This is a genomic window from Pseudoalteromonas xiamenensis (assembly GCF_030994125.1).
GTDB classification, from domain to species: domain Bacteria; phylum Pseudomonadota; class Gammaproteobacteria; order Enterobacterales; family Alteromonadaceae; genus Pseudoalteromonas; species Pseudoalteromonas xiamenensis_B.
In genome coordinates this window covers 457,333-470,461 of the sequence record NZ_CP099918.1, presented here as the reverse complement: position 1 = coordinate 470,461, position 13,129 = coordinate 457,333, and the positions used below count along the sequence as shown (strand labels likewise).

At 43.6% G+C, this 13,129-nt stretch carries 12 protein-coding genes; 8 read left to right on the top strand and 4 right to left on the bottom strand.

All coding sequences use genetic code 11. The annotated features are described in order from the left end of the window. Positions 1-238: 238 nt before the first annotated feature. The 5 genes from NI389_RS19250 (at position 239) to NI389_RS19230 (ending at position 4,476) form a co-directional block, all read left to right on the top strand. Positions 239-1,243 carry a nitrate- and nitrite sensing domain-containing protein gene (locus tag NI389_RS19250; protein ID WP_308363109.1) on the top strand — a complete coding sequence of 335 codons (1,005 nt, stop codon included), beginning with the start codon at positions 239-241 and terminating at the stop codon, positions 1,241-1,243. Further along, the gene (locus NI389_RS19245; protein ID WP_308363106.1) at positions 1,228-2,271 is read left to right on the top strand and encodes a methyl-accepting chemotaxis protein; all 1,044 of its coding nucleotides are present in this window, start codon (positions 1,228-1,230) and stop codon (positions 2,269-2,271) included. The genes NI389_RS19250 and NI389_RS19245 overlap by 16 nt, the downstream gene beginning before the upstream one ends. 423 nt (positions 2,272-2,694) lie before the next feature. Beyond that, positions 2,695-2,907 (top strand): transcription antiterminator/RNA stability regulator CspE, encoded by a 213-nt coding sequence (gene cspE / locus NI389_RS19240; protein WP_208844927.1) that lies wholly within the window; start codon positions 2,695-2,697, stop codon positions 2,905-2,907. 323 nt (positions 2,908-3,230) lie between these two features. Beyond that, positions 3,231-3,434, top strand: a complete 204-nt coding sequence (locus tag NI389_RS19235) for a hypothetical protein (RefSeq protein WP_308363489.1) — start codon at positions 3,231-3,233, stop codon at positions 3,432-3,434. Between the two features lie 751 nt (positions 3,435-4,185). After that, positions 4,186-4,476 (top strand): hypothetical protein, encoded by a 291-nt coding sequence (locus NI389_RS19230; protein ID WP_308363105.1) that lies wholly within the window; start codon positions 4,186-4,188, stop codon positions 4,474-4,476. Positions 4,477-4,613: 137 nt separating this feature from the next. Here the strand turns inward: NI389_RS19230 and NI389_RS19225 are convergent, their stop codons facing one another. Further along, complete coding sequence (locus NI389_RS19225) at positions 4,614-5,033, bottom strand: MerR family DNA-binding transcriptional regulator (RefSeq protein ID WP_308363104.1); 420 nt, start codon at positions 5,031-5,033, stop codon at positions 4,614-4,616. A 75-nt stretch (positions 5,034-5,108) separates the two neighbouring features. Between NI389_RS19225 and NI389_RS19220 the strand changes: the two genes are divergently transcribed. Next, positions 5,109-5,381 (top strand): SelT/SelW/SelH family protein, encoded by a 273-nt coding sequence (locus NI389_RS19220; RefSeq protein ID WP_308363102.1) that lies wholly within the window; start codon positions 5,109-5,111, stop codon positions 5,379-5,381. 9 nt (positions 5,382-5,390) lie between these two features. Here NI389_RS19220 and NI389_RS19215 read toward each other — a convergent pair whose 3' ends face one another. The 3 genes from NI389_RS19215 to NI389_RS19205 form a co-directional block, all read right to left on the bottom strand. After that, complete coding sequence (locus NI389_RS19215; protein WP_308363101.1) at positions 5,391-6,590, bottom strand: HD-GYP domain-containing protein; 1,200 nt, start codon at positions 6,588-6,590, stop codon at positions 5,391-5,393. 117 nt (positions 6,591-6,707) lie between these two features. Then, complete coding sequence (locus NI389_RS19210; protein ID WP_308363100.1) at positions 6,708-7,706, bottom strand: helix-turn-helix transcriptional regulator; 999 nt, start codon at positions 7,704-7,706, stop codon at positions 6,708-6,710. An 18-nt stretch (positions 7,707-7,724) separates the two neighbouring features. Next, positions 7,725-8,687, bottom strand: coding sequence for a GGDEF domain-containing protein (locus tag NI389_RS19205; RefSeq protein WP_308363099.1), 963 nt, complete (start codon positions 8,685-8,687; stop codon positions 7,725-7,727). A gap of 271 nt (positions 8,688-8,958) precedes the next feature. Here NI389_RS19205 and NI389_RS19200 point away from each other — a divergent pair, with 271 nt between their 5' ends. Then, entirely contained in the window at positions 8,959-11,742 is a 2,784-nt protein-coding gene (locus tag NI389_RS19200) for a TonB-dependent receptor (RefSeq protein ID WP_308363098.1), read from the top strand. Between the two features lie 46 nt (positions 11,743-11,788). After that, positions 11,789-13,060, top strand: a complete 1,272-nt coding sequence (locus NI389_RS19195) for a metallophosphoesterase (RefSeq protein ID WP_308363096.1) — start codon at positions 11,789-11,791, stop codon at positions 13,058-13,060. Positions 13,061-13,129: the final 69 nt, after the last annotated feature.

Below are 13,129 nucleotides of genomic sequence, written 5' to 3'. Positions count from 1 at the left end.
CCAGTCGATGAATTATCACTGACTGGGCGTTTTCAGCATTTACGGTGAATTAGTATTGTCTGTTGTGGGAAGTATGAAAGGGGAGGTATTAAGTAACCACACAAAATCTAGGGTATTAGTAAAAAGTCGTAATTATAAAAAATCTAACTCGTCATTTTTGGTGGTTTGCGAAAAGTCATCTACAGTGCATATAAGCAGAAATTCGATATTAGTCCAACATTCTATCTGGCAGGTGAGCATGAATTCTCTTTTGCGTCTTTTTAGTCAGTATTTAAGTCTACTGGTCATAACACCCTGTATCTTGCTGCTTTTTTTGGTCTTCGCGAACGTTGGTGTTGCACTAAAAAATGCGAAAGAAGCGGATGAAATTGAAAAATATTCGGAACTAGCAGGTGTTGTGCTAAGTACCATTCATGAAATCCAAAAAGAACGCGGTATGACGGCCGGCTATTTAGGGACAAAGGACAGCAACGTGCTCTCGGATTTAAATAGGCAGCGTCAGGTCGTTGATAACGTGGTGGCTGAGTTAGATGCACTTGCAGCCGACACGGAACGCAGAAAGCGGGTCGAAACTGACTTGAGGGCGATGCGGGCGTTGTTGATGGAGCGAAACAAAGTGCGTGGTGAAGTAAATGCATTTTCGACTACAGTAGCCGATGCCATTGCATTTTATACCTCAATCAATCGAGCTGGGTTTAAAATTGTAGAAGACGCCTCAGACATTAGTACGAATAAACGCGTGAGTTATGAGCTCTCTGCCTTGTATGCTTTTTCGTTTGCGAAGGAGCAAGCGGGTATTGAACGAGCCTTGTTAACGTCTGTTTTCGCAAAAGATGAAATCACCCAAAAACAAGTAGTCAGGGCTTCTGAACTCATTGACTACCAAAGAAATTCATTAAGAACAGCAATCCGTCTTGCGATTGGCGAAGAGAAAGCGCTATTTGAAAAAGCAGCAAATGACAGGTCGTTTAAGCAAGTGAATGAATATCGTGACCTCGTCCTATCTAAAAACACGGGTTTTGGCGTGGACGCGCAAGCTTGGTTTAGCGCTGCCACAAAGCGTATAGAAGTGTTGCGTGAGGCGGAGTTGCAAGCCTTGGACTTTAGCGTGCATGAAGCCAAAGAACTACTGACTAAGTCGCTTTATTTGGTCACTGGCGAGTTTGCATTGTTAATCTTTGCGGTAGCGATAACCTTTGGGGTTTGGAAAACGATGCGATTGCAAAAATGCAATCCGACCTGACCCGTCGCGTTATTCGCCAAGTGATTGAGGATAAAGAACTCCGCAAAACAGTCAACGTGGTGACGCAAGACCAGCTAGGTATGACCGCAAATTACATCAATGAGCTGCTCAAGCAGCTCACCATCGATTTAAGTCAGTTTCAAACAGCATCATCAAAAATTGCCACTGCAACGCATGAAACGGCGTTTGCAATTGTGGATAGCCAAAAGAACCTCTCAGAACAGCAGCAAGGGATTGAGTCGATTTCGGCTGCTGCGGAACAAATGATGCAGAACATAGAGCATGTTACGCACTCAATGCAGCAAAATTTTGAGGTGCTGGGTAACTTGGTGCGTGAGTGTGAACTGGGTGAAAATAAAGCGAAAGATACGTCCAATGTGATTCTCGCGTTGTCGGATGAAATGTCGGGCGCGGCAAACCGAATTAATACCTTGAACGACGAAGTGGGCAAAATTACCGCGGTTGTCGACATGATTAGAAGCATTGCGGAACAAACCAACTTACTTGCGCTAAATGCGGCCATCGAAGCGGCGCGAGCGGGTGAACAAGGACGAGGTTTTGCGGTGGTCGCAGATGAAGTACGCAGCCTTGCCAATCGCACACAAGAATGCACGGAACAAATTGCCAACATGGTGGTGGAGTTACAACACACCGCAGCGTCATCAAGCCAAACCGTATTGGCAAGTAAAGACAGAGCGGGACTTGCCGTTAAGGATATTGGTGCGGTAACCATGCTACTTAAAACCATGGTAGAGCAAGCCAAAGCGGTGGAAATGGGGACCAAAGAAGTAACGGAAAATGCGCACCATCAGAATATAGCATTGCATGAAGTGGTGTCACGGATCACGTCAATACAAGGGAAGTCAGTTGAAAATGTGAAAGGCTCAGAGCAAATCGCGACAGCAGCGGGTCAAATTGCCGATTCAGCAATGAAAATGGACGAGCTGATCGACCAATATCGTCTGAGCTACGAAGAAGCGGCAAACAAAGTGGATGCGTCTAACTTAAGATTGTACAAAATGTCCTAACGCTTAACGGAAAGTTGACTCAATTGGGCGTTATTAACTCCTTGTAGGTTATTGGTTTAGTGCAAGCGCCTTTTTAGATTGTTTTTTGCGGTCACCATTTTACGGTAAAGAAATGTCCTTGAAACGAGTCGATTCGACGATGTTTACAGTAAAAGGCGTGAGTTAACGTTAAATGTGTTCAATTTAAAACGTTTGCATAGGATTTTATTGAAGAAATAAAATAGATTATAAATAGCTAGCTATTCGTTGAATATCGTGTATAGTGCTCGCAGCTCAAACAGCGAGCTATTAATGAAATATCTAGTTCAAGTTTTTCTCAGTTTTCTTTCGAAATTTTTTCGTCATATGTACCCTGCGATATCTTTTCCTTCAATACAGAGTTAGTAGCTAAAAATTTAAATTTATCAATCTATCGAGGTATCTATGTCTAATAAGACAACTGGTTCAGTAAAATGGTTTAACGAAACTAAAGGCTTTGGCTTTATTGCGCCTGACAACGGCAGCCAGGACGTTTTCGTTCACTTTAAAGCAATTGAAATTGATGGTTTTAAAACGCTTCATGAAGGACAAAAAGTGTCTTTCAATGTTGAAAAAGGCGCTAAAGGCCCACAAGCAGCGAACGTTACTGTAGCGTAACTTAGTTGTAGAGAGATGCTTTTGCGAGAAGCATCTCACACACCATTTTATAGTTTAAATAAAACTATCGTTTCAAGTATATTTTCCCCTTTGCATACTTTACATCTGCCACTTACCTCTTTTTGTGTTTAATTTCAGATTAGAGAAAAGAGCAACTATCCAGATAACATGATTGTCTAGATGAATACCGTTTTTCGTCGAAAGTAAAAAGTCAACACGGACGCAGGCAATCGGATTGTTCAAAACATTCGCCATGCCTAACTTTAGTCATGAGTGATGTGAGCACAGGAAAATTATTCAAACGTTGATTTAAAGAGAGAATGATGCGCAAACCTGCAAGAAAGAACAATCAGAAGTCAAAAAAAGACAATTTTGAAGATCGTCTAGAGCAACTAGTTGGTGAGTACCGCCAAGCAAAAGAAGTGCTCGATAGCCTTGAACTAGATGATTCTGAGTATGAATCGCAAAAAGAAAAATGTGATAAGCTTTTTGCCAATGCCGAGCGTTTTATCAATAGACAAAAATAGCTCAGACTAGCTTATGATTTAGATATCGTAGGTCTTTAAGAGGTGTTGTTTATCTATTTTTTGATAAAAACAACTCACCAATGTCAATTCAGTAAGTTAATTTTTACTGTATTTTTAAACGTATAACACGCTCAAGTCGAGTGTGTCGCGATAGTTAGTGTTATGAATACCAGCAGATTTTTGCTTTACCCAACGTGGTTTTTAATCTGCACCTCCTTTTTAGTGTGAATTATATTTAATTTTTCTTTAATGGCTGAGTTTATGTGTGTTTAAGAGCTAAGTATCGTTAAATTAACCTTAAATATAATAAGCTTAAAATATGAATCAAAAATTCAATGGCTCCTCGATAGAAGCCACCCCTCCCATTGTTTCAATTTCCGTAAACAAAAACCGTGTTGTTTTTAAAGATAACGTTGACTTAAAGTGCGTGTGCTTAAGTAGTTCGTCAGAAGCAAAAGAATTTGTATATTGGTTACTGAACAGATAATTATGGCAAAGGTACGCAAAAAAACTGTGTTTTTGGTCTTTACCGGGCGCTGCGAGCACAGCGGGTTTTAATTGCTTGCTTGCGTTGCGTATATCGTGTGATAAAACCGGTTTATATAAAGAATCCAGTCGAATGATTAACGTCTAATTTATTTGTGGTAATAGTACCGCGTACAGAATCTTTGTAAGATGGCAGTTGACTATTCACAGGATAACTAAATCATCAACGCCTCAAAATGAGAATCAAGAAAGGTAGGAAGAGTAAATGGATGTTGAACACATTGAAGCACAAACTCTCATTCATAAAGCACAAAAGAAGCAGGCGCTTATCGAAGAGTTTGAACAATTACGTCCAACTTGGAAAGGCAATATACTCAGAACTGTTAGCATGTTTCTGAGTATGGCTTTGATTGTGTGGATGTATCCGGAGATAATTCATCAACCAATTTCATATATATTGCTTATTCTTGTCTTTGGGGTGAGCGCTGATTTGCATGCACAAAGTAAACGGATCAATCAACGTATTGATACGCTGCATAAATTGCTGAAAGATTAGAGGTAATTTTATAGCCCAATGGCATGCGCCGAAAACGAACCAGATGCTTACTTAGCACGTTAACACTCGGTATTTGCATCGTCTGCTTTACCCGATGCTTTCGTTATGTATTGATTTTTGAGCACTCGATAAGTGCGCTATGTTTCACGGCGTTTGTCATTACAGAGTTCAGTTAAAACACGTTTGGCGTTTTCTTGGCAATCAATGTTGTCTGGTTTGGCTGCTATTTTTTCTAAAATATCAGTAAGATGAGCCTTGTTGTGCGCGAGCTTTGCTTCGAGCAGTTCAATGTCACGGACTTTTTGCTGTAGTGCATTAACGAGCGTTTGATGCTGCCAATTCGTTAAGTCTTCCGGTAACAACACGTTCAGTTCATCTAAACTAAATCCTGCTTGTTGTCCCGATGTAATAAGTTCAAGCGCAAGAACCGCTTCTTTTGGGTAGTGACGATAACCATTCGCTGAACGAGTGACGGTTTTTAACAAGCCAATACTTTCGTAAAATCGGATTTTAGAGGCGCTCAGGCCTGTGACTTTGGCTAATTCACCAATTTTCATTGCAACACCTAATACTCCGTATTTTTCTTTTCTCACGTTATACTTAGCGGCAATAGAGAGTCAATGAGTATCAATATGAAACCTAAAATTACCATCCATTATTGTGTATTGTGTCAATGGTTGTTGCGTGCGGGGTGGATGGCACAGGAACTTCTTTCAACGTTCAGTGACGAGTTGGCTGAAGTGGCATTAACGCCTGCGAGCAAGGGTGTGTATCAAATTTATTATAATGACGAGCTTATTTGGTGTCGTGTACGAGACGGCGGATTTCCAGACGCAAAAATTGCGAAGCGTTTGGTCCGTGACCGACTAGATCCGACCCGCGATTTGGGTCACATTGATAAATAAGTGAGCGGTTTACTCTTCGGCAATTGAGGAGATGGCCTCAAACTTGTCTTCGATGCGCAAAAAGCATGTGACGAGTTTGGGATCAAAATGTTTTCCTTTACCATCTAAAATAAGTTCACGCGCTTCAAAATGGGAAAATGGGCGTTTGTAGCAACGCGGCGTTGTAAGTGCATCATATACGTCCACCAAAGCGACAATGCGAGCACTAAGCGGAATGTCTTCGCCCTTTAAGCCTTTTGGATAACCGGAACCATCCCATTTCTCATGGTGGCCTGCGGCGATGTCTTTGCCCATTTTTAAAAAGCCACAGCTTGGAGCATATTTAATTAAGCTTTCGATGACTTGACCGCCAATTACGGGGTGCGATTTGATTTGCTCAAATTCTTCAGCCGTGAGTTTCCCGGGTTTCAACAAAATGGAATCAGCGACACCGACTTTACCGATGTCATGCAATATAGATGACAGATTAATGTCTGCAATGAAGTCGTCATCCAATTCGATAGGTGCATCTCGGTCTTTTTGCCTTTCTGTCGCCAGCAGCTCGGCGTATTGCCGCATTCGCAATAAGTGTGCGCCCGTTTCGTTGTCTCGATATTCAGCGAGTTTTGCAAGACCGAAAATGGTTGCCTGACGTGAGGATAGAGAAGCGCCTAACGATTCAATTAATTTATTCGTTAAGTACCCTGATGACATGGTGACCATTGCATTCGTCGCGAGAAAGTTGACCGTAAGCACCCACCAGATGATGGCTGAAAAGTCCACGAGGCCCGCCCATCGAAGCAAATCTAGCTGAAACATCACGCCAATGGTGACCAATGACACAACGTTTAAGCCAAGCGCAAAGTAACCAGCTCTTTTTCCAAGCAAAATGGCGCTGAGTGGCGCAAAGGCAAACAGCCACATAAACCCTGCGCCTGCGGGCCCAACGGTGTATAAGAACGCGTTACCGATGAGGTAAGCGAGGCTACATCCCAAGGCGTAGCGATGTTTCGAAGACATGGTTTTGCTTTGTAAGATGTACACCAAAATGGCATAGCTGATGGTGTCCAACACGACCATGGAATAAAGACCGAGTTGAATACACAAATATACGCTGGTGAAATAAACCGGTACGCAGGTAATAGCAAGCGTTCCGAACAGTTTGCGGAAGATTTGCATGCGCCATACGGGCAGTGTGTTGTCTAAAGCAGAGCGTAATTGATGTGACATTGACCGTTATTATTCTGTTTTTAACAGCGAAACACACTCAAAGCATAGTGAAGCGAGTGAGAAATGTCAGGTGAAGAGGTTAATTAAATTAGAATACTCAGCATAACGGAAGGCGAACTACCCAATTCGATTTTTCATAAATGACGGCGTGACACCGGTCCATCGTTTAAATGCACGTCTGAAATTACTGAGGTCGCTGAACTCCAACGCATTGGCAACGCGTTCGGTGTTTTGTCCAAGCTCCAAGCGCACGATGGCTTGCTGACGCAAAATTCGGTCTTTTATTTCAACTAAGCTCGTGTTGTGCTGTTTCAGTTTACGTTTCAGAGTCGCTTGGCTTATTGCCAAAATTTGCGCAAGGTCCTCTAAACTCAAGCGGCTGTTGCGCCTGAGTTGCCATTCTACGTATTGCACAAAACCAAATTGATGTGCCCGATGAGCAGGAATGCGAAGTCGAGGTATCAGGTTGGATAACGTTCCAATTTGAGCCAGTTGCAGCGCGTGACGGTCAATGACCAGTGCGAAGTCATGATGTCCAAAGCTGTACTCGGCGTGCAGATGACTTTGGTATTGTTCAATGTGTTCTGGTTTGGAAAAAGGGAAACGTAGTTCCAGTTTTAACATTGGAAAACGCCATCGTAAAAACCCACAAACCAGAGAGGCTAATGTTTCAATGTAGAAACGTTGCACACTGAATGGCGGCTCGCTAATGGCAAATCCCACAAAATAATAATGTTTATTATCTTCACATAACCGATGGGCAGTTATGCTGGCAAAACACTCCATCTGGTGCAGCACGAGTAACCGCAACAGTTGTTGTAGATTTTTACTGTGGCAAAGCAATTGCCCGCGATACGCGCTCATGGTTTGTACGAGATACGTGCCAAACACAAAGCTGAGCTCCGAGTTGTTTAATTTAAGGGCGTTTTGAATAACCGTGTCAAATTGCGCTTGAGAAATCAGCAGCGTTTCTTCACCGAGCGATTGATAGCAAAGTTTGGTCCCTGCTAATAGCTTTTCAGGCTGCGCACCACGTTGTCGAGATAGCTCAATGAGCGGCAACAATAATTGGATCACACAAAGATGTGGGCGCTCTCTGTCGATGATCTCTGTCATGCTACAACCTTAGCCATGTTAAGCCACTCGCTTTTGCTGCTGCACTTTTTGATGCAAGCGAGAGAGCATGGTATCGACATTTTCTTGTGGCATTGGACTGATGACGCTCCACGTGACTTCACTGTACGCTGTGAATTCGCCCGTGGTTGTATACTGTGTATGCTTTGCCACAATATCGGCAATATGACGTGCAGTTTGCTGTGCTTCAACGAGCTTGCACTCTGCAAATAAAACAATGAAACGATCGCCTGCGTAACGGCACACTAAATCGGCATCACGTAAATTTAGGCTGATGAGTTCACCGATGTCGCGCAGCAGTTGATTGGCTTTGACTAAACCTTGCGCACGTGTCAGGTCGGTAAATCCTTTGATGTCGAACAGCCCAACGCAAAAATCGGGCGTTCCATGATGGGCTCGCAACATTTCTCGTTCAATCTGTTCTTTCATGTACTTGGCATTGTATAAACCAGTAATGAAATCGCAGTGGCTGTGGCTGCGATAGAAACGTTCCTTTTTCATCAAGGTTTGGTTTAGCGTTTCTTGTTCTTTGTACCAGCCTTTTGCGGCTACCGTCATCACTATCATACCGACTACCGCCGGAAACGCTTCCACGTTGGAAAACCAAGCTTCATCAGGTGCAAAACGAACAAATTCGTCAAAGAAATCAAGCAACGTGGAGACGAGTAAACTGCTGAGCCCACAAAACATCCAATTCGTGACACTTCCTTTTGGTCTTGAAAACAACGTGGCAGTAAGCCAAACCAGTACCATGATGCAAATGCCACCTTCACCTATGGCATCTAGCCAATTTATTTCTTCTTGTGATTTCGGCAATCCAAATAAGATTGCTAATGAAAACGTGGCTGCGAGCAAGAGTGTCAGCGAAATCCAAAGTGTTCGATGTGTTTTAAAAGGGGAGTAATTCATGGTGCTAAAATAGAAAGTAATTTGGTCAATGTTGGCATGTGCCTTCGTGGTCAACTAGGGTCAGATTAGCTCATGAGTTGAGACAAAAAGATGACAGCGAGGTGAAATTCCCGCGCTTTTGAGTGCATTATCGTCGTTTGTACCTTTTTTGTGTGGGTCAGATCAGCTCAAATCAGTCAAAAAATGGCCATGAATCAACGTATTTCGCTAGACCATGCGAAATGTTGCAATATTTCCTTCATCAACTCCGATTAGTTTTCCTCGCAGTTTTTTAAGGTAACGCGGCGTTACCAATAACAATAATCCCAATCTGTGCGAGTAAAACATGAATCACAAACTACCGTCTAAGTTTTCCAAAGCGTTAATCGCGCTGACCGTATCGAGTACGTTGTTTGGCGGCGTCGCTGTTGCAAACACGTTGAATGGTCACGTTCAAGATACAAAACAAAAAAACAACTTCGAAGGGGCTGAAGTTGTCGTTAAGGAATTGAACAAACGTGTTGTAACCGGTCGTGATGGCCGTTTTTACATGGCTAAGCTACCAGCAGGTCGCTACACGTTAGAAGTGCGCTATGTTGGTGCTGAACCAACAACTCAGACGATTGAAATTCGTGATGGCGAAACGACCGAAGCATTGGTATTGCTTTCGCCCACCGAATCGCAAATGGAAGACTTAATTGTAGTGGGTCAACGAGCGGGTCAAGCAGGCGCTTTATCACGTCAGAAAAACGCAAACGGTATTAAGTCGATTGTGAGTGCAGACGGTATTGGCCAATTGCCAGATCAAAATGCGGCCGAGGCGCTTCAACGTTTGCCGGGTGTCTTTATCGCCCGTGACCAAGGTGAAGGTCGTTTTGTTGGGATCCGTGGTATCGACCCAAATTTAAATAATGTGACTATCAACGGTGCTAACGTTCCTTCGCCTGAAGCAGGTGTGCGTAGCGTTGCGATGGACGTTATCCCAAGTGAGTTAGTGCAAAGTTTGGAAGTGAGCAAAACCGTGACTCCCGATATGGATGCAGGTGCGATTGGTGGCTCAATTGAAGTAAAAAGCTTAAGCGCATTTGACCGTGAAGGGCAAAGCTACACATTCACAGCTCAAGCGGGCTACAACGAGCAAGTGAGTGAAACCAGTCCAAAATTAGCGGCAAGCTACAGCAATGTGTTTGAGCTGGGCAAAAAGAGCGATTTAGGTATTGCTGGTGCGGTTTCGTGGTTCAAGCGTGACTTTGGTTCACACAACATGGAAACCGACGGTGGGTTCATGGAGCTTGAATTAGAAAACGCAGAAACGGGTGAAGACGAAACGTTTTTTGGCGCCGAAGAAATGGAACAACGTCATTACCTCATCACTCGTGAACGTTTAGGCGCGGCACTAAATATCGATTTACACCAAGGGGCAAAGCACAAATATTACTTACGCTCGTTGTACAGCGAATTCTCTGATGACGAATATCGTATGCGTAATGAGTACAAATTTGCCAAGGGCGATGTGGTCTCGCACGATGCAAACAGCGCACTTTTTAGCAACGCAAAAATGGACCGTGATACGAAAGATCGTTATGAAGAACAAAAGATCCTTTCAACGGTATTAGGTGCAGAGCACCAACTAAAAGATTGGTTTGTTGAATACAGCGTAGGTTACTCCAAATCGGAAGAAGCGGAGCCAGGTCGTCTAGACATCAGCTTTGCGGGTAAAAAGTTGGATTTGGGTTACCGCCTTGGAGGCGATACACCGTCTTTTATTCGTTCAGAAGACGCGCATGACTTAAGTCGGTTTGAGCTGGATGAAGTTGTTTCAGAGAATAACCTGACTGAAGACGAAGCAACGACATTTAAACTAGACGTAAGCAAAGACTTACTTTTGTCAGGTTATAATGCTGAAGTGAAGCTCGGTGCAAAATACCATGACCGTGACAAGTTCAATAACGTTGATGCTCGCGTTTATACAGGCGGGTTTGATGACGTTACAGCAAGTCAATTCTCTGCTGCCGTACCGGACTACAGCCTAGGTGATTTTGGTCCAGGTCTGAATCGCGAAGGGTTACGCGCGTTTTTCAAAACCAATCAAGGTTCAATGGAACTCAACGAACAAGAATCACAAGTTGAAACGCTAGGTCGCAGTTACGATTCAAGTGAAACCATTTTTGCGGCGTATGCCATGTTGAGCGTTGATATTGGTGAGTTAAATGTGATCACGGGTCTTCGTTTCGAAGATACGCACACGGAAACGTCGGGTCACCGTGTTGAATTAGTTGCAGATGACATTACCGGTGACACTACGGTTAACGTGAATGATTGGTCTGCAGAGAAAGATTATTCACATTGGTTACCAAACCTCACGTTGAAATATTCGCACAGTGACAACTTAATTAGCCGCTTTGCGTACACCAATACAGTAGCACGCCCAAGCTTCTCTGATTCGGCAGCTAAAGCGTTAATTGAGACCGAGCGTGAGGACGATGATGGCCAAGTTAAAGTGACCCGTGAGGCTGAGGTGGGTAACCCAGATTTAGATCCATACGAAGCGACCAACGTTGATTTCTCGGTTGAATACTATCCGGGCAGTATCGGTGTAATGTCACTTGGTGTGTTCTTTAAAGACATCGATAACTTTATCGCAGTAAAAGAAGTTCAAGACAACGGCCAATGGGAAGGGTTTAAAAAAGTACTTCAGTCGGTTAATGGCGGTAAAGCACAATTGAAAGGGGTTGAACTGGCTTATGCAAAAAACTGGACAAATGGTTTGATGCTAAACGCTAACGCAACACTGATCGACGCAGATGACAAATTACCGAATCAATCGGATACGGTTGCTAACTTGATGCTTGGCTACGAAAATCAAACGTTTAGCACGCGCTTAAGTGCGTCTTATAAGAGTAAAGCGTTCTTATTTGCAGAAAACGACCGCGATGTGTTTGAAGCGGCACACACTCAACTGGATTTTAGCGCGAAGTATTACTGGAATGACCAAACTCAAGTGTATTTCAATGTTACCAACTTAACAGACGAACCAATGCATCTGTATCACGGTGCAAATCAATACAATTACCAATATGAGACGTACGGTCGCTCGTATGAGCTTGGTTTAACCATCACGTCTTTCTAATTCACTGTTTAACGGGGCTGCCAGCGTTTCGCTGGCAGAATGCAGTATGTTTACATTAAAAAAATCGAGCGCATTTACGTTGGCATTGCTGTTATCAAGTCAAGCGATTGCGAGTGATAACATTTCTTTTTTGGCGTTTGGTGATGGCGGATATCATCCTGATTATCCAAAAACCAAACACATTAAAAATCCACGCAACAAAGATGCATTTATCGCGGCGGAGAAAAAAGATTGGTTGGAAGATAACCGTCCATTAGCGGAATTTGATCATGCGCCAATTTATGTTTACCCGGGCACTCAGACTGCTACTGAACACACGGGCGCACTGGTCGTCGGGCAAGCAATGGCAGCGCTTTGTAAGCAATCGCAATGTGACTTTGCCATTCAGTTGGGTGACAACATTTACCCAGATGGCGCCGATGCGAAAGACGGTAAAGACGACCAAAAACGTATGGACGATTTGATCAAAAAGCCACTGCTCCCCCTTTTTGAGCAGCAGCCGGATTTGATGGTTTATTCGGCGCTCGGCAATCATGACTGGAAATCCTCCCGTAAAGGCGTTGAACTGCAATTAGCTTGGATGGGTAAAGAGCCAAACTTTACACTGGGTGAAAAAGGTTACTATCGATACAAAGTCGGCCAACCAGGCAACGACGTAGAATTTTTTGTGTTAGACACCAACATGTTGTTGTCGGGTCAACATTATTACGACGTGCCACTTAAAGCGGACGGTACCGAGCAAGGACTTGCGTCTGCACTCGCGAGCAAGCAAGCTGAAGTGGAAAAGATAGAAAAGCATGAAACGCCACTGGGTGGTGAAGACCACACCCAACTTGCCTGGCTCGCCGAAGGATTGAAAACATCGCAAGCGAAATGGAAAATTGTGTATGGTCACCATGTGCTTTGGTCAATTGGCGGGACAAAGTTCAATGAGGCACACGTACTGCGCAAATTACTTTTACCTGAACTTTGCCAATACGCAGACGCGTACATAGCAGGTCATGAACATGATTTAGAACTACTTACGGACGATTGTACTCGAGTACTGGGTCATCACGATAAACCTAAATTGCCACTGATCATAAGTGGTGCTGCAGCCAAAATGCGGGGCGTTCACTCACCCTTTGCTAATGCTCAAGAAGCGGCCTACCCGGAATACGATCTCGTGTGGAATAAACCTTTTGTTTGGGGATTTGCACAAATCGAGTTAGATAATACGAACGATGAAATGCATGTGCGCTTTTATTCTACCCCGAAAGAACAAACCGGTGAGCTCGTTAATGAAGCGACTTTTACTTTCCCGCATCGTAGTAAGTAAAGTTGCCCACCTTTAAATTCAAAAGTGTGACGTAAATAAAAGTTGAAACCCGCGTAAGCGGGTTTGTTT